Source organism: Halorubrum trapanicum (assembly GCF_002355655.1).
GTDB classification, from domain to species: domain Archaea; phylum Halobacteriota; class Halobacteria; order Halobacteriales; family Haloferacaceae; genus Halorubrum; species Halorubrum trapanicum_A.
In genome coordinates this window covers 2,502,390-2,525,532 of the sequence record NZ_AP017569.1, presented here as the reverse complement: position 1 = coordinate 2,525,532, position 23,143 = coordinate 2,502,390, and the positions used below count along the sequence as shown (strand labels likewise).

The window sequence follows — 23,143 nt, the reverse complement described above, 5'->3', positions numbered from 1 at the left end:
TCGCTGTGCTCCTCACTCAGTCGCTCGCGCTGCTCGCTCCTTCGTTGCGGTGCTTGCGTCGCCTGCGCCCGCCTCGCGACTGCCCCTTTGAGTCCCGCCCCGCACCGCTCCGCACAGCACCTCACACCTCCCCAGCCTCGTCGGTCGCCGTCGCTTCGCTCGGCGACCGACTCCCTCGCGCGTGTTCCTCACGGCCGCCTTCGGCGGCCGCTCGGAGGCGCGCGCCACCGCACAGCAACCATTTATAAACAGATTCGACCACGTCGCCGCCGCAGACGCACCTTTTAGGTCGCAGGGGGTCGCGGATTCGGTATGATCGACAGGCTGCTCGGGCGCGCCGAGCTGAAGGAACGCATCGAGGAGCTGGAAGAGGAGAAGCGCCACCTCGAACGCCGCGCCGAGGCCGAAGAGGAGCGGCGCTCCGACGCGGTCGCCGACCGACAGCGCGCCGAGGAGCGCGTCAACGAGCTCGAACACCGGATCGAATCCTTGGAGGAGCGGTTGGAGCGCGCCGAGGGCAGCGAGGCGTCCGTCGAGTTTCGGCGCGTGAGCGACCTCCGCGGTCCGGGGCTGACCGACGCGCTCGACCGCTTCCGCGCCGTCGAGAGCGACGACCCCGAGGGGCTGCTCACGGCGTACGTCCCCGACGCGGACTCGGTGCCAGCGACCGTCTCGGACTGGTTCGGCGACCGCACGGAGCTGGTCCGGCGCGCCGCGCCCGCGGTCGTCCTCGCCGACGACACCGGCGCGGTGAGCGCGGCGCTGACGCCGCCGGTCGAGCCCGAGCCGTTCGACCGGTGGAGCGACCGGTTCCGGCTCGATGACGCGTGGTTCCGCCCGACCGGTCGGTTCGCGTTCGCGCTGGTCCGTTCCGACGTCTTCGCCGTCGGCACCTACGAGGGCGCGGAGCGGGTCGCGTTCGAGGGGTTCACCAGCGACGTGAAGGAGGCGCACTCGAAGGGCGGCTTCTCGCAGGGCCGATTCGAGCGCCGCCGCGAGGGACAGATCGACGACCACCTCGACCGGGCGAACGAGGCGCTCGCCGCGGTCGCAGACGCGGAGGACCTCGACCGCGTGATCGCCGTCGGCGAGCGCAGCGTCCTCGGGCGGGTGCGCGACCGCGCCGACGTCACCGACGTCTCGGACGCCACCGGGAAGCCGGAGGGGGCGCTCGACGACGCGTTCCGCGACTTCTGGCGGGTCCGCGTCCGCGCGATCTGAGCCCGATTTAAAAGGAAGCCTCGTCTCAGAACGGCGATTCGGGGCCTTCGTCCGGGTCGGCGTCGGGTTTCTCCGATTCGGTCAGCTCGCCGACCTCCCGCTCCCACGCCTCGATGCCGCCGCGAAGGCTCTCGACGCGCGCGTCCTGCGTGCCCTCGTAGCTGCCGATCAGCTGGGCCGCCTGCTGGCTGGCGACGCCGTGCGGACAGACGGTAACGATCCGCTCTGCCCCCTCTAACTCCGCGATACGACTCGTCAGCTCCGGGAAGGGGATACACTCGCTGTCGGGGAGGTGGCCGCGGTCGAACGCGCGCCGGTCGCGGATGTCGACGACGCGGAGCGATTCGGATTCCTCGGCGAGGCCGTCGGCGCCGTCGACATCGTCCCCGGAGCCGTCGCGCTCATCGAGCAGCGCCGACAGCTCCGCGGGGTCGATTTCGCCGTCCATCAGGGGAGGGGTGCGATGCTGGCCGTGAGCACGGCCCGGTCGTCGGTGTCGTTGCGGGCGCCGTGGACCGCGCCGCGCTCGTTCGGCACCACCGCGGGCGCCGCGAGCGCCGCCTCCTCGCCGTCGCGGACCACGGTCGGCTCCCCCTCCAACACGTGGAACACGTTGGTGGCGTCGGCGTGTTCGTGGGGATCGACCGACGCGTCAGGGCCGAGGACGAACGCCTTCACGAGCACGTCGTCGGTGACCAGGATCTCCGCGGTCTCGACCTCGCCGGGTCCCGGGTCGAGACCGGAGACCGCCGCCGCGTAGCTGTCGAGCGTCATACTCTGCTCCACGCGCGGGACGGGGAAAAGTCGCGCGCTCGGGACTCGTGTCGACCCCGCGGTCGGAACGAAGCGGGCTCAGTACGAGGGCGACTCCTCGGGCTCGCCGTCGCGCGCGTTGACGACCCGACCGAGGGTGAAGAGGAGGTCGGAGAGGCGGTTGAGGTAGGTGACGACGGCCTCGTTTATCGGCTCCGAGCGCGCGAGGTCGACGACGCGCCGCTCCGCGCGTCGGGCCACGGCGCGCGCGTGGTGGAGCGCCGCCCCGGCATCGCCGCCGCCGGGCAGGACGAACGACGTGAGCGGCTCCAGCTCCTCGTCGAACGCGTCGATTTGCTCCTCCAGCTCCTCGGTGTGGCGGCTCTCCACCTGCGGGTCGTCCGGATCGGGGTCGGGGTTGGCGAGGTCGGCCTGGACGATGTGGAGGTGGTTCTGGACCGTCTCCAGCAGATCGTCGACGTCGTCGTGGCCCGTCGGACGGACCGTGCCGAGGAGGGCGTTCGCCTCGTCGACGGAGCCGTACGCCTCGATGCGGTGGCTCGACTTCGACACCCGGCTCATGTCCCGGAGGTCGGTCTCGCCCTCGTCGCCGCGGCCGGTGTAGATGCTCATTGGAGAGTCCTCTCGACGTACTCCACGATGTTCGCGCTCTCGGCCATCGTCACGCCGCGCTCCTCGTCGACGAGGACGGGGACGCCGCGCTGGCCGCTGACGCGCTTCACTTCGTTCCGCCGAGAGTGGAGAGCCTCCACCCACTCCGTCTCGTAGTCGACGCCCGCGTCGTTCAGGGCGTCGGCCGCCTTCTCGCACCACGGACACCCGTCGAGGGCGTAGAGTCGAACGCTCATACCGATCGATCCGTCCGCGCCGTCAAGAAGGTGTGCGTCCGGTGCGGCCCGACCGACCGGGTCCGGTCGTCCCCCTCGACGGCCTCACAGGTCGTGATACGACTCCATCTCGGCCCGGTGTTCCTCGGGCAGCGGCGCCGGTTCCCCGGTCTCCGGGTCGAGGGAGACGAGCGTCGCCTCGGCCTCCGCGGCGACCGCGTCGCCGACCCGGACCTCGTGCGTCATCGTCGCGCTCGACCGCCCGAGGTCGGCCACGTCGACGGTGACGGTGACCTCGCCGTCGGACAGCTCGATCGGCCGCCGGAAGTCGATCGAGATCGACGCCAGCACCGTCGAGACGCGCGCGAGGTCGGCGTCGAGGACGTCGCGGAAGTACCGCGTCCGCGCCTGCTCGACGTACGTCGCGTAGACGGCGTTGTTGACGTGGCCCATCGCGTCGATGTCGCGGAACCGCACGTCGATCGCCGCGGTGTACGTTCCCATATCCGACCCACTGGCGGGCGTCGTATGTAGGCGTCGGGATCGGGACGACCGCGGCCGAAAACGCGGACGCGGCGGCCTCGACAACGTATAAAAACGACACGCGCGTATCGACGAGGCATGGACAACGGCGCGATCGACGACGTCGACAGGGCGATCCTGTACGCGCTACAGGAAGACGCGCGGAACACGTCGTCCGGGGACATCGCGGAGCGGACCGGCACCTCGGACAGCACCGTCCGCAAGCGCATCCGGCGGCTGGAGTCCGACGGCGTGATCAAGGGGTACAGCGCCAGCGTCGACTACCAGCGGTCTGGGTATCCGCTCCGGATGCTGCTGTACTGCACCGCCTCGATACCGGAACGGGGCGAACTCATTCCGGACATCCTCGACATCGACGGCGTCGTGTCGGTCCAAGAGCTGGTGACCGGCGAGCAGAACCTCCTCGTGACCGTCGTCGGCGAGTCGGACGACGACATCACGCCGGTGGCCCAAGAACTCCTCGACATGGGCGTCACCGTCGCCGACGAGGTCCTCGTGCGGACCCACGAGACGACGCCCTTCGGCCGGTTCGACTCGGAGCGGAACGGCGACGGCGGATGACGACCGCTCCGGGCTGAGACGGGGCCCCCGCGCAGCCGACGCCGATCAGCCGAGTGTACGGCGACGCGGAGACCATCGGCCGACGGCACACGCGACGTGGAGGCCGGTCGCCGGTCGGACGATCGATCGAAGGAAGAGAAAACATAATGTTCTATAATACAGGTTATTCGAACAGTTTGTGAATACAGGCAGTTTTAATAGGCGTTGTGTTCTCGAAGACGGATAGATGCGACCGAAATCGGATCCGGACTCCCTCCGGACGCCGGAGGCGGTCGCGTGACGAGTCGAACGATGTCAGGACGCACCTCGAAACCGACGGGCGGAGCGCTCCGGGAGACGGCCGAGTCGTCGGTCGTCCCCGTCGCACTAACGCGGCTCGCGTGGACGCTGTTCGCCGCGAGCGTCGCCGCGCTCGTCGCCCGAGTCCGACTCGGCGGGCCGTGGGAGGTTCCCGGCGCGGTCGCCGTCGACGGGCTCACCGTCCTGCTGTGGGTCGTCGTGACGTTCTTCAGCGGGATCGTCCACAGCTACTCGCGCCGCTACATGGCGGGGAGCGCCCACGAGACCGACTTCTTCCTCGGGGTCTCCGCGTTCACGCTCGCCGTGATGGCGCTCGTCGCGGCCGACCACGTCGCGCTGTTCTGGTGCTTTTGGCTGGCGATGGGGCTCCTGATGGCGCGGCTCATCGGAACCGTCGACGGCTGGCCGCAGGCCCGGGCCGCCGCGGGCGTCGCCCGTAAATACTTCCTCGCCAGCAGCGCGCTGCTCGGCGTCGCCGTGACGGCGCTGTGGTGGGCGACCGGTGCGACGACGATTTCGGGGATCGCCGCGAGCGCCGACTCACTCGGCGGCCCCGCGTGGCTCGTCGCGGGCGCCGCGCTCGTCCTCGCAGCGATGATCCAGTCGGCGCTGGTCCCGTTCCACGGCTGGCTGCTCTCCTCGATGACGGCCCCTACGCCGGCCTCGGCGCTGATGCACGCCGGGTTCGTCAACGCGGGCGGGATACTGCTGACCCGCTTCGCGCCCGTCGTGACCGTCGAGACGTGGCTCATGCTCGGTATCGTGGTCGTCGGCGCCGCGAGCGCGCTGGCCGGGAAACTGCTCAAGACCGTCCGGTCGGACGTCAAGGGCGAACTCGGCTGCTCGACGGTCGGCCAGATGGGATTCATGATCGTCCAAGCCGGGCTCGGCTTCTTCGGCGCCGCCGTCACGCACCTCGTCTTACACGGCTTCTACAAGGCGTACCACTTCCTGAGCGCGGGCGACGAGGTCGAGCGCGTCGCCCCGACGGAGTCCGGCCCCGAGTCCGCCGGAACGGGCGTCGCCGGCGCGGTCGTCGTGCTGGTGACCGGGCTCGCGGGCGGCGCGACGTTCGCGCTCCTGACGGGAAAGGGGACGAGCGTCGACAGCGGGCTGCTGCTCGCGGGGTTCGTGACGCTCACGACGCTCCACGCGGCCCGGAGCGCCGTCCGGCGGACCGCCCTCTCGACGGCGGCCCGCTACGCGGCGGTCCCGCTGGTCGCGCTCCCCGCCATCGCCGTGTACGCGCTCGCGTACCGGGCCGTCTCGGGGCTGCTCGCCGGGCTGCCGCTGGTCTCCGCCCCGACCGAGCTGACCGCGCTCCACGCGCTCGTCGCCGTCGCCTTCCTCGCGGCGTACGTCGCGGTCGAGACCGGCGCCCACGAGCGGAGCGAGCGCCTCTACGTCGCGCTGCTGAACGCGGGCCAACCCGCACCGGACACCGTCCTGACCGCCACGGAGGAGTACGATGACAACTGAAATCGGTATCGACGACGACGCTGACGGCATCGAATCGGAGATCGACGCGGCAGCGACCGCGGTCGGCTCGGTCTGGCCGGTCCACTCGTTCGTGACCGCGAATCCCCTCGCCGGCTTCGAAGACCGGCCGTTCGACGAGGCCGTGAGCCGGGCGGCGGACCTCCTCGGCGGGCGCGGCTACCCGCGCGCGGAGACGTTCCGGGCGGCCCTCGACGAGGGACGTATCGACCCCGACCTGCTCGACGCGGAACTGACCGACCGGGGTTACGATGGCGACCCCGAAGCCCTGCTGGAGCGGCTGGAGAACGCCGAGGAGACGGCGGAATCGAGCGGTTCCGACGACGCGGAGGCGGCGGACTCCGACGCCGAGCGCGTCGACCGCGTGCTGACGAAGTGGCTGTCGGCGTTCCTCGACGAGGGGCAGGCGGAGTGGGCGATGCCGAACCGCGAGGCGGGGTTCTACGACGCGTTCCGGTCGGTCGCCGCCTACGACGACGAGGTCCCGGACGAGGGGCTCGTCGCCGACCTGCCGGCGTCGGCGACCGAAGCGATCGAGGCCGCGCTGGAGCCGTACCCCCGTGACCGGTGGAAGTCGGTCTTCGAGGCGCAGTTCGCCGCGCTCCCCGGGTGGACCGGGCTGCTCAAGCGGCGCGCCGAGGACGGCGGCGCGTGGCAGTCCGCGCACCCGATCACGCCGGAGGGGTACCTCGCGGCCCGGCTGGCGCTGGCGGACTCCCTCGGCGTCGACGTCTCGCCGCCGGAGGGGTCCGACGGTCCGGCGGTCGACGCGAGCGACGAGATCGCCGACGCGTTCCTGAGCGCGTGGGAGGCCACCTACCGCGACGGGCTCGTCGAGCGGGTCGCCGCCGAGAGCGAGGCGCGCGACGGGGAGGAGGTGCGCGACGGGGAGCCCGGGGCCCGCGCCGACGGCGGGGCGTCGGGGCGCCCGGCCGCCCAGCTGGTCTTCTGTATCGACACGCGCTCGGAGGTGATCCGCCGGCACGTCGAGGCGACCGGCGACTACGAGACGCACGGGTACGCCGGCTTCTTCGGCGTCCCGATGGAGTACACCGGGTACGACGCCGACGTGTCCGTCGACGCCTGTCCGCCGATCGTCGACCCGCAACACCGCGTCTCTGAGGTTCCGGCCGAAGACGACGCGCGGGCGAGCCGCGACCGCTTGGGGAACCTCCGCGAGGCCGCCGGCGAGGTGGTCGAGACGCTGCGGTCGAATCCCGCCACCGCGTTCAGCTTCGTCGAGGGCGCCGGGAGCGGGTACGGGCTCGCGCTCGCCGCGCGCACGCTCGTCCCCGGCCGGGTGCGCGACCTGCTCGACGGCGCCGACGACGCGGTGCCGGGGGACCACGAGTTCTGCGAGCCGGGCGTCCACGAGCACGACGACTCCGGCGGGGGGCTTCCGACTGGGCTCACCCGCGACGAGCGGGTCGAGTACGCCGCGACCGCGTTCGAGCTGATGGGCTGGGAGGCGTTCGGTCGCCTGGTCGTCTTCACGGGCCACGCGGCGGAGACGGCGAACAACCCCTACGACTCCAGCCTCGACTGCGGTGCCTGCGCCGGCAACCCGGGCGGCCCGAACGCGCGCGCCCTCGCCGCGATCTGTAACGACCCCGCGGTGAAGGCGGGGCTGCGCGAGCGCGGGATCGACGTGCCCGACGACACCGTCTTCCTCGCCGCCGAACACAACACCACGACCGACGAGATCGAGCTGTACGACGGCGACGTGCCGGAGTCGCACGCCGCGGACCTCGAACGGCTGCGTTCGGACCTCGACGCCGCCCGCGAGCGCGCCGCCGCCGAGCGCACCGGGGAGGAGGCCGGAGGGTCGGCCGTCCGCGAGGCGGAGCGCCGCGCCGGCGACTGGGCCGAGACGCGCCCCGAGTGGGGGTTGGCGGGCAACGCCGGCTTCGTCGTCGGTCCCCGCGAGCTGACGAGCGACCTCGACCTCGACGGGCGCGCCTTCCTCCACTCGTACGACTGGGAGACGGACCCGGACGGCGACGCGCTCGAAGCGATCCTGACCGGCCCGATGGTCGTCACGCAGTGGATCAACGCGCAGTACTACTTCTCGACCGTCGACAACGCGGCGTACGGCAGTGGGTCGAAGGTGACACAGAATCCGGTCGGCAACGTCGGCGTCTACCAGGGCAACGGCGGCGACCTGATGACCGGCCTCCCGCTCCAGTCGCTCATGGCCGACGCCGACACCCCGTACCACCAGCCGCTCCGCCTCTCCACGGTCGTCCACGCGCCGGTCGACCGCGTCACCGAGGTCTTGGCCGACAACGAGGCGGTGACCGGGCTCTTGGACAACGACTGGCTCTCGCTGACGGTGGTCGACCCGACGCGTGACCACCGCGCCTTCCACTACGAGGGGGAACTGGCGTGGGCGCCGACGCCCGAGGCGGCCGAAGCGCACGCGGAGCCGCGCACGGTCCCCGCCGTGGCGGACGACTGAGGTCACAGCCCGTTCAATGGGGGTGCGTCGCCGGTACCCCCCGCGCCGATTCCGACACTTTAGAGCCGTTTGGCCCTGTTGAAACCCTGTTCTTCAAATATAACTTGGAATGAAACACCCGGTCGCTGAATGGTGCTTCTTGGTCGGTTTCGGGAGTGAGTTCCGCAGATCGGTAGCAGCGATTCGATATTTAAATAGTCGCCAGCGGCGCCGACGCCGTTTATAAATAGCCGGCGGTGGCGTCGCCGCCGGCTGCGCCGCCGTCTGCCAGAGGCGCGTCGCGCCTCGCTGCGCCTGCGAGCGGCCGGAGCGAAGCGGAGGCCGCGAGCCAGCCCGCGAGGTCGCCGGCGCTACGCGCCGGCTACCAGAGGGACCTTCGGTCCCTCGCTGGACGCGGTGAGCGCTCGGAGAGCGCGAACCGCGAGGCTGGGGAGGCGTGAGGCTGCGGTCCCGTGAGCGACCGGAGGGAGCGAGCGGGAGTACGGAAGTCGCAGCCCGCGCAGCGAACGGAGTGAGCGAGCAGGACCGTCTTCCGGTGGTGCTGAGCGGTGCGGGGTGGGACTCAAAGGGGCAGCCGTCGAGGCGGGCGGAGGCGACGTAAGTAGCGTGGCGCTACGCGCCACGGAAAGCCGGCGGCGAAGCCGCCGGCGACACCGCAGGAACGAGCGACGCGAGTGACGAGGAGCACAGCGAGTGTCCGCCCGCCTCGACGGCTGGGGCTTTGGAGGCACTCGCCGCAGTAGCGTCGATCACTTATAAACAGCCGACAGCAACACCGCACTCTGGTTTATAAACGACCTCACTCACGATGTACTACACTTACTCCCGTAATCGCTCGTCGGTACGTCTGTACCGACCACGCCCGGTCAGGGTGTAGCACTTCCGAAGGGATTTCAGCAGAACCTGCCGTTTAAATCCCCGATACGGCCGGTTTCGTGGTTCGTAGCCGTAGGTCCACGTCCGGTCCGAAGACGTGCCCGAAGTTTTTATTAATTCGGACAGTTTAGTTATTACTGTACAATAGTGACCGGAGAACATCTCTCCCAAGCTGCGACGGATCGATCGACGGCCGGCCGGGAACGAGCCGTCGGAGCGGCCGGACCGACAGCACTGGTACTCCTGTCGGTGGCGGCGATAGCCGACGGGGTTAATTGGAAGCTCGTGGCGGTCTCTTGGACCGCGTTCGCGGCGATGGCGGTCGGCGCACCGCTCGGAGCGCGTGCGGTGCGGAGCAGCCACCCCTTGGAGCCGGTCTGGGGGTACGGGCTGGCCAGCGGCGCGATGGTGACCAGCGCCGCGCTCTTCCTGATCCCACAGGCGCTCGGCCAGCACGGTCGACTCGGCAGCCTCGGCATAGCGGTCGGCTTCCTGGGCGGGTACGCCGGTCACACGGTCGGCCACCGGTTCACCCATCTGGAGCTACCCGTCGATCGAACGACGGCCGAGCTGACGGTTCACGCGCTCTCGGCCGGTGCGATCATCGGCGCGATATACACGGCGATGCCCTCGCTCACCTCCGTCCTCGGGGTCGCGCTCGTCTCGCACAAAGCGCCCGCCGGGTACGCCGCGGCCCGTCGCCTCGCCGAGCGGGGGCAGTCCGTCGTCACCCTGTCGTTGCCCGCCGCGGCGGTCGGCATCGTGGCCCTCCCGGTCGGCATCGCCGGGCTTTCGCCGGAGAGCGGACCTCGCGGGCTCCTTTTCGGCATCGCCGCCGGCGTGTTCCTTCACGTCGCCGTCGATCTGCTGCCGGAGTGTACCACCGGGAGCGAGACGTGCCCGGTCGACGCCGCGGACCACGACGCCGACGGCCACCAACTCCGGGACCGGCTCCGCCGACACGCCGTCCTGAGCTCAACCCTCGGCGGCGTCGCGGTCGCCGTGGCGTGGTGGGTCGCGGCCTGATGCGCGCCGAGGCCCGAACGGCGGCCGCCGCCGCCGATTGGATCCGGCGGGTCGCGGGCCCGGCCGCGAGGTATCAGACGTGATTTTTGTGGGGGAACGACTTTTTGATCGCCGCCGATAGCGGGGCCATGAACCCCGGCCCTCCGATCGATCTGCTGTACGTCAACGACGACGACCAGCTTCGAGAGCTGGTTTCCACGCGGCTACGCGACGAGTGCGACCGGCTCCGGATCGAGACCGCGGACTCCGCCGCCGAGGGGGAGCGGCTGCTGGCGGAAGCGTCGATCGACTGCGTGCTCTGCGATCACCACATGCCCGAGGTGACGGGCGTCGAGTTTCTGAAGCGGGTCCGCGAGGAGCGGCCGGACCTTCCCTTCCTGCTGTTCACGAACACCGGGACCGAGACCGTCGCGAGCGAGAGCATCGAGGCCGGAGTCACCGACTACGTGATCCAAGACACCATCGAGAACCAGGCGCCGCTGCTCGCGCGCAAGATCGTCACCTACGTCGAACACCGGCGGGCACAGCGGGAGCGAGACCGGACGAACAGGCGGCTCCGCGAGATCGCGGCCGTGACCGACCAAGTGTGGTGGGTCTTCTCGCCGACGTGGGACGAGCTGCGCTTCATCAACGACGGCCACGAGGCGATATTCGGCCAGTCGCCGGCGGAGCTCCGCGAGGACCCGACGACGTTCCTCGACCGGGTCCACGAGGACGACGCCGACCGCGTCCGGCAGGCGATGGCGTCGTGTTCGAAGGGGACGTCGCAGGTCGTCGAGTACCGGGTCGAGAAGTCGGACGCGGTGCGGCTCTGGGTCGAGTCGCGGTGCAAGCCCATCACCGACGAGGACGGCGACGTCACCTCGCTCGTCGGGCTGACGCGCGATATCACGGACCGGAAGCTGTACGAGCGGGAGCTGACCGAGACGGTCGACCAGTTGGAGGAGTTTACCGCGACCGTCTCGCACGACCTTCGGAACCCGCTGAACGTTGCGGCCGGGAACCTCAGCATGGCGGCGTCGGAGGTCGAGAACGAGCGCGTCGACACGGCGCTCGACGCCGTCGCGCGGATGGACGCGCTCATCGACGAGCTACTGGCGCTCGCGAAGGAGGGACAGACGCTCGGCGATCGGCGGGAGGTCCCGTTCGGGGAGGTCGTCGAGAAGAGCTACGAGAACGTCCGGGCGCCGGAGAGCACGCTGCGGATCACCGGCACCGTCCCGCTGTCGTGCGACTCCGCGCGGCTCACGCAGGCGTTCGAGAACATCATCCGCAACGCCGTCGAGCACGGCGGCAGCGACGTCACGCTCACCGCCGGCGTGTTGCCCGACGGCCGCGGCGTGTTCATCGAGGACGACGGCCCCGGAATTCCGCCCGCGGAGCGCGAGCGCGCCTTCGAGAAAGGCCACACGACCCGGGAGGACGGCAGCGGCTTCGGGCTGGCGATCGTCGAGCGGATCGTCGACGCGCACGGCTGGGAGGTCCGCGTCGCCGACGAGGCGGCCGGCGGCGCTCGGTTCGAGATCGCGACCTGATCCGCGCGGATCGATGCGAACGGAGCGGAACCCGACGCTCAGACCCCGGGGACGCCGAACGCGCTGATGTCGAGCCCGAGGAGACCGTTCAGGACGGCGATGACGACCAGGGCGGCCGCCCACGCGACGAGCCCCATGATCGCCGCGTCCGTCCAGCCGCCGGGGTAGCGCCACTTTATGACCCACACCCACGCGACCAGCGCGATCACCGACCCGATCACCGGGATCAGCGATCCGATCGCCCAAGCGAGGGCGCCGAACAGCGCCGTGACCACCGCGTGCGAATAGTCGTCGACGCCCGCGACGACGCGCCCGCTGACGTAGATCCCCAGTCCACCGACCAACAGCGCGACGACGAACGAGACGATTGCTCCGAGAACCATGTGTACGTCGTCGGCGGTCAGGGGAATATAACACGGGGACAGCGTCTCGCTCGGTGACAGGTCCCGCGCGACCCGCAGGCGGGGTGAGCCATCCTCCCCGGTCGGTACAGACCCCGATCAGTACAGCAGCTCGTCGTCGTTCTCGATCATGTACAGCGACCGGGCCGCGATGTTGACCGCGTGGTCGCCGACGCGTTCGAGGTCGCGGATCGTGAGGAGGAGCCGCGAGACGTTCCGCATCGTCGCCTCCACGTCCTCCTCCTCGCGGAGCTCGTCGCGCTCGATGAGGTCGCGCACGACGAGCTCGCTCGCGGCCTCGCAGGCGGCGTCGAGGTCGTCGTCCGACTCGGCGACGGCGTAACAGCGCTCGGGGTCCGACTCCGCGTACGCGTCCATCGCCTCCTGGAGCATCGCGAGCGTGTCGTCGCCGATACGCTGGACGTCGACGTCGGGGAAGACCTCGCGGTCGGCCTGTTTGGCGTACTCTCCGAGGTTCGTCGCGAGGTCCCCGATCCGTTCGAGGTCGGTGATGATCTTGAACGACGCCGCGATGAACCGCAGGTCCCCGGCGACCGGCTGCTGGAGCGCGATGAGGTCCGTACACTGGCCCTCCAGTTCGAGGTACAGGTCGTTGATCTCGGCGTCGCCGGTGATCACTTCCTCGCCTAACTCCTCGTCCTGTCGTTCGAGAGCGTCGAGCCCCATGCGGAGCCGCTCGGCGACCACCTCGCTCATGTAGAGGACGTCGTCGCGGAGGTCCTCCAGTTTCGTCTGGTACTGTTCGCGTGGCATCTTGGCGTATCCGCCTCGCCCGACGCACAAAAACACGTCGGCGACGGCGAAGTAGCGGCGATTGTCTCCGGTTGTCCGGCGTAGGGTCGAACGCTGCCCGTGTGTGCGCTGATTTATATATCGGGGCGAAACGGCAGGCCATGTCAGGTGAACTCGACAGGTCGCGGCGGCGGGTGCTCCGCGGCGTCGCGGCGGGGGTGACGGCGGGGGCCATCGCCGGGTGCGCCGGCCGCGGCTCCGACGGAAACGGAACCGACGGGAGCGGAACCGGCGGAAGCGACGGCAGCGCGACCGACGACGGTGGCGGGGACGAAGACGAGCCCGTGAGCGGCGGCGAGCTGGTGTACTCGCAGCAGGTGTCGCCGATCGAGTTCGACCCGATCGTCGTCAACGACATCTACTCCCAGCAGGTGTGTTCGCAGGTGTTCGAGCCGCTGTACGCCTACGACGAGCGGACGAATCCGGTCCCGCACCTCGCCAGCGAGGAGCCGACCGTCGAGCGCGACGGGACGCGGTACGTCGTGGAGCTGCGCGACGGGCCGCGGTTCCAGAACGGCGACCCGGTCACAGCCGAGGACGTCAAGTACTCGCTGCTCGCGCCGGTCGAGGAGGAGACCGCCAACGCGCCGGACGTCGACATGATCGACACGATCGAGGTCGTCGACGACCGGACCGTCCAGATCGACCTCCAGTACGGGTACGGTCCCTTCTACACGCTCGCGCTGACGCGGAACGTGGTCCCCGAGTCGGTCCGCGAGGAGGACAAGGACGCGTTCAACCTCGAGGATCCGGTCGGGTCGGGACCGTTCGAGTTCGTCGATTGGAAGGAAGGCAACTACGTCGACCTGGAGAAGTGGGACGACTACTGGGGCGACCCGCTCCCGCACCTGGACCGGCTCCGGTTCGAACCGGTCGCGGAGAGCACGACTCGCGTCGTCTCGCTGGAGACCGGTCAGTCGGACGTCGCGGACGGGATCACGCCGCAGACCTGGCAGACGGTCCAGAGCGCGGAGAACATGTCGCTCCAGTCGGAGCCCGGTATCTCCTACTACTACATCGCGTTCAACTGTAACGAGGGGCCGACCGCGGACCCGCAGGTCCGCGAAGCGATCGACTACGCCGTCTCGATGGACCAGGCGGTCTCGAACTTCGTCGAACCGGCCGGCGAGCGCAACTACGGACCGGTGCCGCTCCCGGTCGCGGACTCGTGGGACTTCCCGGTGGACGACTGGGCGGACGTTCCCCACGACCGCGACCCCGACCGCGCCGCCGAGCTGCTCGCCGACGCGGGCGTCCCGGAGGACTACAACTTCCGGATCATCGTGCCGCCGGACGACCTCCGGGAGCAGATCGGGATCTCGGTCTCGAACGGTCTGAACGAGGCCGGCTACGACGCGGAGGTGCGCCGCTACGACTGGGGTACCTTCCTCGACGCGTACAGCACGGGGGACGAGGACGACTACAACATGTACGCGCTGGGGTGGCTCGGCGGTCCCGACCCGGACTCGTACGTGTACAACCTGTTCTACGACGGCCAGATCGGCGCCACCAACGGGACCTACTACGAGAACGACGAGCTGATGGACGAGATCATCGAGGCCCGGCGCGCCAGCGACATCGACGAGCGGCGCGAGCTGTACGAGTCGATCATCCCGACGCTGCTGGAAGACCGGGTCCACCTCCCCAGCTACAGCCTGCGCGTCTCCATCGGCGTCCGCGACTACGTCGAGGACTTCGTCGCGCACCCGCGCTCGCAGTACAATCCGCGGGTCGTGAGCGACTACAACAACGTGTGGATCGACCAGTGACGGAGCGGTTCGGGGAGTAGCGCGGCCTCGGTCGAAGCGTTCAAACCTCGCCGTGACGAGGGCTCGGACATGCAGAACATGGAAGACTTCGCCCTCGACGACAACGAGGAGGCGCTCGCGCCCGCGGTCGTGATCGCGACGGTCGCGCTCATCGCGGTGTTCGTCGTCGGATTCCTGGTCGCCGCGGTCGGACTCGTCGCCTGAGGCCGTCCCGTCGTTCGGGCTGCGACCGCGTTCGGTCCCCGCGCACGGCGTTTTTTGTGCCCGGAGACGGTCGAGACGGTATGCACCGCCGGATACTCGTCGACCTCCTCGACCGCAACGACGATCACGTCGCCGCGCTCCCGTCCGGCTCCTTCGACCGCCACCGCGACGGGCAGCGCCCCGGAGTGGTCTCCGTCTGCTGTTCCGACTCGCGCGTCTCCCAAGAGGGGATGTTCGCCGTCGACGAGCCGGGATTCCTCTTCACCTCCGGCGCCATCGGCAACAGCGTGAGCGCCCTCGTCGACGGCGAGCGCGTCCTCGACGGGAGCGTCGCGTACCCGCTCCGACACACCCGAACCGAGGTGATCGCCGTGGTCGGCCACACCGGGTGTGGCGCCGTCGACGCCGCGCTCACGGCGGCCCGAACCGGCGAGTTCCCGCCCGAGCCCGGCGTCCGCGCCGACGTCGAGGCGCTGTTACCGATCGTCGAGGCGGGGCTGAACGACCCGGCCGTCGTCGGTGAGGCGGTCGACGGCGCGAACGGTGAAGGCGCGAACGGCGACGGCACGGACGGCGGCGGCCCGGCCGACGGCGCGGACGACAGGGATCCGGACAGCCATGCCGATACCTCGGTCCGCGACCGCCTCGTCGAGTACAACGTCCACGAGCAGGTCGCGTTCGCCCGCGAGAGCGAGGAGGCGGCGAACGCGACCGTGTACGGGTTCGTCTACGACCTCCACGGGGTCTACGGCGACCGCGACGGGGCCGTCCACCTGGTGAACGCCGACGGCGAGCGCGACCCCGCGGCGCTGCGCGACCTCGTCGGCGAGGCGCACGCCGACCACGTGGCGACGCTGTTGAAGCCGTAGCAGTCGACCCCGAACGCGTCTCCCGACCGCCGCGGACCGGAGGGGCCGCGTCCGACGACCGTCGGGTCCGCATCCGACAACCGTTTCACGGCGACGCCCGAAGGGGGTTCAAATGGACCGACGCGTCCTGTTCGCGACGCTGATACTGCTGGCCGGCGGCGCGACCGGCGTCGGCGTGGCGCTGTTCGCGTTCGTCGGCGTCGACGACGCCACGACGGAGACAACGGTCGTGTGGGAGTCCGAGCCGGCGGCGGGCGACGACGGCAGCGGCGCCGTGATCGCGACCGTCGACGGCGACCCGCTTCTCCTCCGGCCCGCGGTCGAGAACGGGTCGCGGGTCGTCACCGCGACGGTCGCCGGGACGGACGAGACCCCGTGGACGGTTCCGATCTCCGGGCCGGACGCCGAGCGAGGCGGCGGGGGCGGCACCGGTGACGGCGGGGAGGACGCCGACGGGAACGACTCCGACGGGTCCGGCGAGAGTCCGGTCGCCGTCAGCGGCCTCACCGCGGGCACGCTCGGCGGCGACCCGGTGGTCGCGCTCACGACGGCGTCGGGCGAGCTCGTCGTCGTCGACGCGGCCGACGGGACGGAGCGGTTCGCGGTCGACCTCGGCGGCCCCTCCGGGCTCCGACCGGCCATCGGCGACCTCACCGGCGACGGGAGCCGGGAGGTCGCCGCGGTCACGACGGACGGGGGCGTTCGCGTCGTCGACGGCGAGGGAGATTCGGTCGCCGAGGCTTCGCTGTCGGGAGCGATCGACCGCCGGCCGCTCGTCGTCGAGCCGGACGCCGACGCCGACGTGCGGGGCGGACTGGCGGTGCTGACAGACGCGGGGAACCCCGCGACGGTCCACATGCTCGACGGGAGCGGCGACACGCGCTGGACGACCGAGCCGAACGTGAATCCCCTGAGCTGGAGCGCGGCGGACAGCCGCGACGGGCCGGTGCTGGCGCTCGGCGGCGCGAACGGGAACATCGAGGCCATCGAGGCGAGCGACGGGTCGGACCGGTACGAGGTCAAGCTACAGGACCGCCCGATCGCCGTGGGGGACGCCGACCCCGGCCGGGTGTACGTCGGGGGCCTCGGGAGCGTGTGGGCCGTCGATCTCACCGACGGCGAGGTGATCTGGAAACAGCAGTACGGCGCGTCGACCCGGATCAACGAGCCGCGCATGGCCGACGTCGACGGGAACGGCGAGCGCGCGCCGGTGGTAGTCAACCGGGCCGGCGGGGTGCTCGCGATGACCCAGAGCGGCGAGGTGATCGCCCGGGGCGACGCCGGCGACGTCGTCGCCTACGGCGGCCCCCTGTTCGCCGACGTCACGGGCGACGGCGGCGACGAGGTGATCGTGGTCGCGGACGACGGGACCGCGATCGCGATCGACACCTGAGAGGGCGGGGGCGTTCCTGATCGATTTATAAGTAGGTTCCACACGGAAACCGAGAGACAGCGGCGAGTTACCGCGCGGGATTCACCGGAAACGCGGTGTGTCGGCCGAGCGATGGCTCGGCGGGCGGCGGCAGCCAAAAGTGAGAAACTCCGAGAGCGGCCGCGTCAGTGGTCTTCGTCCTCGTACACCCACGCGGAGGTGTCGAGGTCGTAGTCGACGAGCTCCTCGTCGTCGAAGAACAGGTCGATCTCGCGCTCGTTCGCGCCCTCGTCCTCGTGGTCCGACGCGTGGATCACGTTGTGGCCGAGGTCGAGGCCGAAGTCGCCGCGGATCGTGCCTGGCGGCGACTCCGTCGGGTCGGTCTCGCCGACCATCGCGCGGACCTGTCGGGTCGCGTCCGCGCCCTCCCACACCATCGCGAAGACGGGGCCGGAGGTGATGAAGTCGACCAGGCCGTCGAAGAACGGTTTGTCCTCGTGTTCGCCGTAGTGCTCTTTCGCGAGCTCCTCGTCGAGCCGGACGAACTTCCCGGCGACGAGCTTGAGCCCGCGGTCCTCGAAGCGAGAGACGATCTCGCCGATGAGACCGCGCTGGACGCCGTCGGGCTTCACCATCACGAAGGTGCGCTCGTCGTGGTGGCTCACTGCTCGTCGCCTCCCGCTCGGTGACCCTCCTCGGTCCACTCGACGTCGCGCGCCTCGCGGCCGAGGAGGTAGTTCTTCTCCGCCTTCGAGTCGACGAAGTGGAGGACGGTGCCGTCCTTCTTGACGAACATCGTGCCCGTGCCGGGCTCGATCTCCTCACCGCTGTAGTCGCAGGTACGTGTCTCGACCATTGGTTATCGGCCTCCGATGGAGTCGGCGTCGCGCTGGGTCTCCCGCAGCTGGAGCACGTCGCCCAGGCGGACGGGACCCAGGACGTTCCGGGTGATGATCCGGCCCTGGTTCGATCCCTCCTGGATGCGGCACTTGACCTGCATGGCCTCGCCGTGCATCCCGGTCTTGCCGACGACCTCGATGACCTCCGCGGTCGTCGAGTCGCCGGTGCCCTCTTCTGCGCTCATGGGTGGTTATCGGAGCTCCGCGACCTTCTCGCCGATGTCCTCGACGTCGTCGGCGGCGTCGCCGGCGTCGACGACGGCGGCGGCGGCCGAGCCGACCTCGAGGCCGGCGGCCTGTCCGACCTCGTCCTGCGTGTCGACGAAGGCGACGGGGATCCCCTTCTCCTCGGCGAGCTCGGGGAGGTGCATCACGATCTCCTCGGGGGAGACGTCCTCGGCGACGATGACCAGATCGGCGTTGCCGCGCTCGACGGCCTTGGTGGTCTCGTTGGTTCCTTTCTTCACTGTGCCGGTGTCTCGGGCGACCTCGAGCGCTTCGAGGGATCGCTCCGCGAGGTCCGCCGGGGTGTCGTAGTCTACGTAAACGGGCATATGTTGTTCACCTGTCCTCCGTGCGGGCTCGCGTGCCCGTACCGTGGTCGGTCCCTAACGGCACGGCACATCATCAACCCCACAGAGGCTGTGAAGCGACGTAGTCCGGACATCCATAAAAGCGCTTTCAATGTCGTGCGGGTGTGCGAGCGGGGATCACGGGGTAACGACCGAGAGACCGCAGCGGCGGACCGACTCCGCGCTTTTTAAGCCCGGCTCGCCCCTCCCTTCGCTCAACGAATGGTCCGTCTCGTTCACTACTCCGACATCGAGAACGTCTTCGACGCCCCCGAGCGAGCGGCCCGCCTCGCCGGCCGGATCCGGGCGCTCTCGGGCCCCGACGCCGCGGTCGTCGGCACGGGCGACACGACCGCGCCGGGCGTCCTTTCGCTGGTCGCAACCGGGAGGCAGGTCCTCGACTTCTACGAGGCGACCGACACCGTCTTCGACACGTTCGGCAACCACGAGTTCGACTACGGGCCCGACGCACTCCGCGGCCTCGTCGGCGACTCCCCCGCGACGTTCGTCTCCGCGAACGTCCGCGACGAGGACGGCGAGCCGTTCGGCCGCGCCGAGGGCGTCGTCCCGTGGGCGACCCGCGAGGTCGACGGCGAGACGGTCGGGTTCGTCGGCGTCACCGACCCCGCGACGGACTCGCTGAACCCGATGGCAGCCGACCTCTCCTTCGACGACCCCATGTCGGCCGCCCGCGACGCGCTCGTCGAGATGCGGACCGCGGTCGCCGAGCGCGGGGAGGAAGACATGGGTACAGACCCCCTCGATCACGTCGTCGTCCTCTCGCACCTCGGGGCGGGCGACGACGACCTCGCGCGCGAGCTCGACGTCGACGCGGTCCTCGGCGGGCACGTCCACAGCCGCCGGAACGACCTCGTCGACGGCACCCGCCTCGTCCGGCCGGGGGTCAACGGGGAGACGGTGGCCGAGATCGACCTCGACGCCGACCCCCCGGCGGCGACGCTCCACGAGCCCGACGGGGCCGACCCCGCGCCCGACCTCGCGGACGCGCTCGCGGAGCGGATGGCCGCGGCCGACCTCGACGAGACCGTCGACGTCGTCGAGGAGCCGATCGAGCGGTCGGGCGACGTGGTCCACGGCGGGGAGTGCCGCGTCGGCAACTTCGTCGCGGACGCGTTCCGATGGGTCCACGACGCCGACGTCGGACTGTCGAACGCGGGCGGGCTCCGGCAGGGCGACCCGTGGGCGGGCGACGTGACGAAGGCCGACCTGATCTCGCTGATCCCGTTCGAGGAACCCGTCGCGCTCGCCTCGGTCACCGGCGCGGAGCTCCACGACGTGTTCCGCGAGATGGCCGCGCCCGACGTGGACTTCGGCGAGGACGACTGGTGGCACGGCCACGTCTCGAACGCGCGCGTCGTCTGGGACGACGACGCCGAGCTGATCCTGGAGGCGGCCGTCGGCGGCGAGCCCATCGACCCCGACGCGCGCTACACGGTCGCGGTCTCGGAGTACCTGCTCCACTCCGAACACGAGTACCCGACGCTCGCCCAGCGCCACCGGATCGACGAGGCCGACATCCAGTACGAGGTGCTGGCAGCGTACGCCCGCGAACACGGCATCGACCCCGAAATCGAGGACCGGATCGAGATCCGGAACCGCGCCGCCGCGGCCGACGACGACTGACGCGGTCCGACCACGGCCGCGACCGCGGCAACGACACGCGATCATTTATAAATAAGCGCGCGGTGCGGTGGCGTGCGCCGGTGAGCGCCGCGGAGCGGCGCGAACCGACCGCGCGAGGGAGTCAGTCGCCGGAGCGAAGCGGAGGCGACTGACGAGGTTGGGGAGGTGTGAGGCGCGGTCGCTGTGCGGTGCTGGGTGGGACTCAAAGGGGCAGCGGGCAGGGCGGCGCAGGGGACGTAAGTAGCGTGGCGCTACGCGCCACGGAAAGCCGGCGGCGAAGCCGCCGGCGACACCGCAGGAACGAACGAAGTGAGTGACGAGGAGCGCAACGAGCGTGCGCCGCCCTGCCCGCTGGGGCTTTGGCGGTGTCCGTCGCCGATCCGCTATCGGTTATTTATAAAGGACCATTCAACCATTTATAAAAGCAACCGAGAGAACCGGTCGAGTCCGCAGTCTCTCGGTCTCAGTCCAACTCAACATCAACGTCGCGCTGGAGGCCGGCCGCCTTCACCGTATTATAAAGGAGCATCGCGCGCGTCATCGGCCCGACCCCACCGGGCACGGGCGTAATCGCCCCGGCGACCTCGCTCGCCGACTCGTACTCCACGTCGCCCACCAGCTCGTACCCCTTCTCCGTGTCCGCGTCCACCCGATTTATCCCCACGTCGATCACGGTCGCGCCCGCCTTCAGCATCGAGCCGTCGACGAACTCCGGGATGCCGGCAGCCGCAACGACAATATCGGCGCCCGCCAGCTTCGCCTCCAGGTCCTCCGTCCGGGAGTGACAGACCGTCGTCGTCGCGTTCCCCGTCGGCGACTTCTGGATCAGGAGGTTCGCCATCGGCTTGCCGACGATGTCGGAGCGGCCGACAACGACGGCGTCCGCGCCCTCGGTCTCCACGTCGTAGGCGTCGAGGAGCTTCTGGACGCCGTGCGGCGTACAGGGTTTAAATCGGGCGTCGCCCGCGACGAGGCGGCCGACGTTCTCCGGGTGGAAGCCGTCCACGTCCTTCTCGGGGTCGATCCGCCGGAGGACCGTCCGCTTGTCGACGTGGTCCGGGAGGGGAAGCTGGACGAGGATTCCGTGGACGTCGTCGCGGTCGTTGAGGTCGTCGATGGTCTCGTACAGCTCGCTCGCGGGCGCGTCGGCGTCGATCTCGACGTGGAAGCTCTCGATGCCGACCTCCTCGCAGTCGCGCTGCTTCATCGAGACGTACGTCTCGCTGGCCGGGTCGTCGCTCATCAGCACCGTGGCGAGCCCCGGCTCGACGCCGGCGTCGGACAGCCGCGCCACCTCGTCGGCGACCGCGTCCCGCACGTCGGCCGCGACCGCCTCCCCGTCGATGATCTCTGTCATGTGCGACCGTCGTCGCCCCCGCGATAAAAATGACGCGGGATCGTGGTGATCGAGCGCAGTTTATTCCCAATCTGATCCAAGAATGCGGATCGTCTACTCCGGGAACAGCTCTTCTTCGCGCTCGACCGCGTCGATCGCGGCGACCTCCGCGTCGGTGAGTTCGAGGTCGGCCGCCGCGAGGTTGGCTCGGAGGTGTTCCTCGGTCGACGCCTTCGGGATCGTCACAACCGGTTCCTTCGCGGTCGCCCACGCGATCGCGACCGCCTCGGGCGTCGTCCCGTGCGCGTCTGCGACCTCGACGACCGGATCCACGTCGCGCACTCGCCCGCCGGCCAGCGGCGAGTAGGCGACGACCAGATAGCCGTGTTCGCGGGCGTGATCGAGCAGTTCCGATTTATAAAAGAGCGGATGAAGCTCCGTCTGGTGGGCCGCAGGCGGCCGCCCGAGGACGTCGACCGCGCGGTCGAGGTCCGCGAGCTCGAAGTTCGAGACGCCGACCCCGCCGACGAGCCCCTCGTCGACCAGCCGGTCGAGGGCGGGAAGCGTCGCCTCGGGGTCGTAGTCGCCCCGAGGCCGGTGGACGTACAGCAGGTCGAGCGCGTCGACCCCTAGTCGGTCCGCGCTCTCGCGGGCGGCGGGCGCGACCGCGTCGGCGGCGAGGTCGTCGGTCCACAGCTTCGTCGCGACGGTCACGTCCTCGCGGTCGAGCTCCTCCCCGGCCAGCGCGGCGGCGATCCCCTCGCCGACGACCGCCTCGTTGCCGTAGATCCGGGCGGTGTCGAGGTGGCGGTAGCCGACCGAGAGCGCGGTCGCGACCGGATCGGGGTCGTCGATCCCCATCGTTCCGAGGCCGACGGGCGGCAAGTCCATGATACCCCCTGACTCGCCGGCGGGCAAAAGCCCCCGGCTTCGCCGCCGCTCTCGGCCGCGCCCGGCGAGCGAATTTAAGTGATTCGCGGCGAAAACTCGTATATCCCTCCATGGCGCCGAAACGTTCCGCTCGGTATCCCTCCGCGTCGGACCGCCCGGAGTCGGCGAGACCCCGATGAGCCGCACCGGCGCGTGGTCGTTCGCGACGGTCGGCGGTCGGGTCCGGGTCGCCCCCGACGAGATCCGGGTCCGGCGCGGGGTCGCCGACGCCCTCCGCGGCGTTCCGCGGGCGCTCGCGGCCGGACGGATCCCGCCGACGCTCCGCGAGGTCGGCTGGTCGGGCGTCGGCGCCGCGCTCGCGCTCGGCGGGCTGGTCCCGAATCTGCTGTGGAACGACGTCGGCGCGCTCGGCGCCGGTGACATCCTCGTCGCCGGCGTCGGTCTCCTCGCCGCGGTCGGCGGGGTCGCGGTCGAGGTCGCCCGCAGGCAACGGGTCGCGATCCCGCTCGACGCCGTCGACCACGTCGCGTTCGAGGCCGAGGAACTGGTGGTCGTGTACGACGGCGACGGGGAGGCGGACGGGGACGGCGAAGCCGACGAAAACCGGGAGGCTCTCCGGCCTCGCGACGACGAGGAGCGGGCGGACGCGGCGGTCGCGCTGCGGCTCCGTGGGGTCGATCTCCGCGGCATCGACGACGACGAGCGCGTCTCCCGCACCGTCGTCGACGCGCCGGAGACGGAGTTCGTCCGGTGAG

General features: G+C 70.3%; 25 protein-coding genes. 12 read left to right on the top strand and 13 right to left on the bottom strand.

Annotation, left to right across the window (positions count from 1 at the left end; translation table 11 throughout):
- Positions 1-312 precede the first annotated feature (312 nt).
- Positions 313-1,221 carry a Vms1/Ankzf1 family peptidyl-tRNA hydrolase gene (locus tag CPZ01_RS12305; RefSeq protein WP_096395496.1) on the top strand — a complete coding sequence of 303 codons (909 nt, stop codon included), beginning with the start codon at positions 313-315 and terminating at the stop codon, positions 1,219-1,221.
- Positions 1,222-1,246: 25 nt separating this feature from the next.
- Here the strand turns inward: CPZ01_RS12305 and CPZ01_RS12300 are convergent, their stop codons facing one another.
- The 5 genes from CPZ01_RS12300 to CPZ01_RS12280 form a co-directional block, all read right to left on the bottom strand.
- Positions 1,247-1,669, bottom strand: coding sequence for a rhodanese-like domain-containing protein (locus CPZ01_RS12300; RefSeq protein ID WP_096395494.1), 423 nt, complete (start codon positions 1,667-1,669; stop codon positions 1,247-1,249).
- Positions 1,669-1,995 carry a cupin domain-containing protein gene (locus CPZ01_RS12295; protein ID WP_096395492.1) on the bottom strand — a complete coding sequence of 109 codons (327 nt, stop codon included), beginning with the start codon at positions 1,993-1,995 and terminating at the stop codon, positions 1,669-1,671. The genes CPZ01_RS12300 and CPZ01_RS12295 overlap by 1 nt, the downstream gene beginning before the upstream one ends.
- 78 nt (positions 1,996-2,073) lie before the next feature.
- Entirely contained in the window at positions 2,074-2,607 is a 534-nt protein-coding gene (locus tag CPZ01_RS12290; protein ID WP_096395490.1) for a cob(I)yrinic acid a,c-diamide adenosyltransferase, read from the bottom strand.
- Positions 2,604-2,843: a glutaredoxin family protein gene (locus tag CPZ01_RS12285; RefSeq protein ID WP_096395488.1), complete on the bottom strand. Its 240-nt coding sequence runs from the start codon at positions 2,841-2,843 to the stop codon at positions 2,604-2,606. Before CPZ01_RS12285 ends, CPZ01_RS12290 begins: the two co-directional genes overlap by 4 nt.
- Positions 2,844-2,927: 84 nt before the next feature.
- On the bottom strand, positions 2,928-3,326 hold the full coding sequence (locus tag CPZ01_RS12280; protein WP_096395486.1) for an acyl-CoA thioesterase: 399 nt from the start codon (positions 3,324-3,326) through the stop codon (positions 2,928-2,930).
- Positions 3,327-3,443: 117 nt separating this feature from the next.
- Here CPZ01_RS12280 and CPZ01_RS12275 point away from each other — a divergent pair, with 117 nt between their 5' ends.
- From CPZ01_RS12275 to CPZ01_RS12255, 5 genes are all read left to right on the top strand, one after another.
- Positions 3,444-3,926: an Lrp/AsnC family transcriptional regulator gene (locus CPZ01_RS12275; RefSeq protein ID WP_096395484.1), complete on the top strand. Its 483-nt coding sequence runs from the start codon at positions 3,444-3,446 to the stop codon at positions 3,924-3,926.
- 291 nt (positions 3,927-4,217) lie between these two features.
- A complete protein-coding gene (locus CPZ01_RS12270) occupies positions 4,218-5,705 on the top strand; it encodes a proton-conducting transporter transmembrane domain-containing protein (protein ID WP_096395482.1) in 1,488 nt (495 codons plus the stop codon).
- Complete coding sequence (locus CPZ01_RS12265; RefSeq protein ID WP_096395480.1) at positions 5,695-8,181, top strand: DUF2309 domain-containing protein; 2,487 nt, start codon at positions 5,695-5,697, stop codon at positions 8,179-8,181. The genes CPZ01_RS12270 and CPZ01_RS12265 overlap by 11 nt, the downstream gene beginning before the upstream one ends.
- 1,191 nt (positions 8,182-9,372) lie before the next feature.
- Positions 9,373-10,083: a ZIP family metal transporter gene (locus tag CPZ01_RS12260; protein WP_321167229.1), complete on the top strand. Its 711-nt coding sequence runs from the start codon at positions 9,373-9,375 to the stop codon at positions 10,081-10,083.
- 128 nt (positions 10,084-10,211) lie between these two features.
- Positions 10,212-11,618, top strand: a complete 1,407-nt coding sequence (locus CPZ01_RS12255) for a sensor histidine kinase (protein ID WP_096395476.1) — start codon at positions 10,212-10,214, stop codon at positions 11,616-11,618.
- Between the two features lie 38 nt (positions 11,619-11,656).
- Here the strand turns inward: CPZ01_RS12255 and CPZ01_RS12250 are convergent, their stop codons facing one another.
- Both CPZ01_RS12250 and phoU read right to left on the bottom strand, forming a co-directional pair.
- Positions 11,657-12,001: a hypothetical protein gene (locus tag CPZ01_RS12250; protein WP_096395474.1), complete on the bottom strand. Its 345-nt coding sequence runs from the start codon at positions 11,999-12,001 to the stop codon at positions 11,657-11,659.
- A 117-nt stretch (positions 12,002-12,118) separates the two neighbouring features.
- On the bottom strand, positions 12,119-12,793 hold the full coding sequence (gene phoU / locus CPZ01_RS12245) for a phosphate signaling complex protein PhoU (RefSeq protein ID WP_096395472.1): 675 nt from the start codon (positions 12,791-12,793) through the stop codon (positions 12,119-12,121).
- A 140-nt stretch (positions 12,794-12,933) separates the two neighbouring features.
- Between phoU and CPZ01_RS12240 the strand changes: the two genes are divergently transcribed.
- From CPZ01_RS12240 to CPZ01_RS12230, 4 genes are all read left to right on the top strand, one after another.
- Positions 12,934-14,601: an ABC transporter substrate-binding protein gene (locus CPZ01_RS12240; protein WP_096395469.1), complete on the top strand. Its 1,668-nt coding sequence runs from the start codon at positions 12,934-12,936 to the stop codon at positions 14,599-14,601.
- Between the two features lie 69 nt (positions 14,602-14,670).
- Complete coding sequence (locus CPZ01_RS15700) at positions 14,671-14,805, top strand: hypothetical protein (RefSeq protein WP_269459579.1); 135 nt, start codon at positions 14,671-14,673, stop codon at positions 14,803-14,805.
- 80 nt (positions 14,806-14,885) lie between these two features.
- Positions 14,886-15,674 carry a carbonic anhydrase gene (locus tag CPZ01_RS12235; RefSeq protein ID WP_096395467.1) on the top strand — a complete coding sequence of 263 codons (789 nt, stop codon included), beginning with the start codon at positions 14,886-14,888 and terminating at the stop codon, positions 15,672-15,674.
- Between the two features lie 112 nt (positions 15,675-15,786).
- Complete coding sequence (locus tag CPZ01_RS12230; RefSeq protein WP_096395466.1) at positions 15,787-17,067, top strand: outer membrane protein assembly factor BamB family protein; 1,281 nt, start codon at positions 15,787-15,789, stop codon at positions 17,065-17,067.
- Between the two features lie 164 nt (positions 17,068-17,231).
- On the opposite strand, the gene ndk is transcribed toward CPZ01_RS12230, so the two are convergent.
- Genes ndk through rpl7ae form a run of 4 tightly spaced genes read right to left on the bottom strand, consistent with a single transcriptional unit; the run spans position 17,232 to position 18,499 of the window.
- Positions 17,232-17,711 (bottom strand): nucleoside-diphosphate kinase, encoded by a 480-nt coding sequence (gene ndk / locus CPZ01_RS12225; protein WP_096395464.1) that lies wholly within the window; start codon positions 17,709-17,711, stop codon positions 17,232-17,234.
- Positions 17,708-17,902 carry a 50S ribosomal protein L24e gene (locus tag CPZ01_RS12220; protein WP_096395462.1) on the bottom strand — a complete coding sequence of 65 codons (195 nt, stop codon included), beginning with the start codon at positions 17,900-17,902 and terminating at the stop codon, positions 17,708-17,710. Before CPZ01_RS12220 ends, ndk begins: the two co-directional genes overlap by 4 nt.
- A gap of 3 nt (positions 17,903-17,905) precedes the next feature.
- A complete protein-coding gene (locus tag CPZ01_RS12215) occupies positions 17,906-18,130 on the bottom strand; it encodes a 30S ribosomal protein S28e (RefSeq protein ID WP_004595321.1) in 225 nt (74 codons plus the stop codon).
- Positions 18,131-18,136: 6 nt separating this feature from the next.
- The gene (rpl7ae, locus tag CPZ01_RS12210; RefSeq protein WP_004595322.1) at positions 18,137-18,499 is read right to left on the bottom strand and encodes a 50S ribosomal protein L7Ae; all 363 of its coding nucleotides are present in this window, start codon (positions 18,497-18,499) and stop codon (positions 18,137-18,139) included.
- A gap of 240 nt (positions 18,500-18,739) precedes the next feature.
- Here rpl7ae and CPZ01_RS12205 point away from each other — a divergent pair, with 240 nt between their 5' ends.
- A complete protein-coding gene (locus tag CPZ01_RS12205; RefSeq protein ID WP_096395460.1) occupies positions 18,740-20,161 on the top strand; it encodes a bifunctional metallophosphatase/5'-nucleotidase in 1,422 nt (473 codons plus the stop codon).
- A gap of 463 nt (positions 20,162-20,624) precedes the next feature.
- On the opposite strand, the gene CPZ01_RS12200 is transcribed toward CPZ01_RS12205, so the two are convergent.
- Together CPZ01_RS12200 and CPZ01_RS12195 are read right to left on the bottom strand one after the other, a co-directional pair.
- Positions 20,625-21,518, bottom strand: coding sequence for a bifunctional methylenetetrahydrofolate dehydrogenase/methenyltetrahydrofolate cyclohydrolase (locus CPZ01_RS12200; protein ID WP_096395458.1), 894 nt, complete (start codon positions 21,516-21,518; stop codon positions 20,625-20,627).
- Positions 21,519-21,611: 93 nt separating this feature from the next.
- Complete coding sequence (locus CPZ01_RS12195) at positions 21,612-22,388, bottom strand: aldo/keto reductase (RefSeq protein ID WP_096395456.1); 777 nt, start codon at positions 22,386-22,388, stop codon at positions 21,612-21,614.
- 175 nt (positions 22,389-22,563) lie between these two features.
- On the opposite strand from CPZ01_RS12195, the gene CPZ01_RS12190 reads away from it, so the two are divergent.
- Positions 22,564-23,142 carry a hypothetical protein gene (locus CPZ01_RS12190; protein WP_096395453.1) on the top strand — a complete coding sequence of 193 codons (579 nt, stop codon included), beginning with the start codon at positions 22,564-22,566 and terminating at the stop codon, positions 23,140-23,142.
- Position 23,143: the final 1 nt, after the last annotated feature.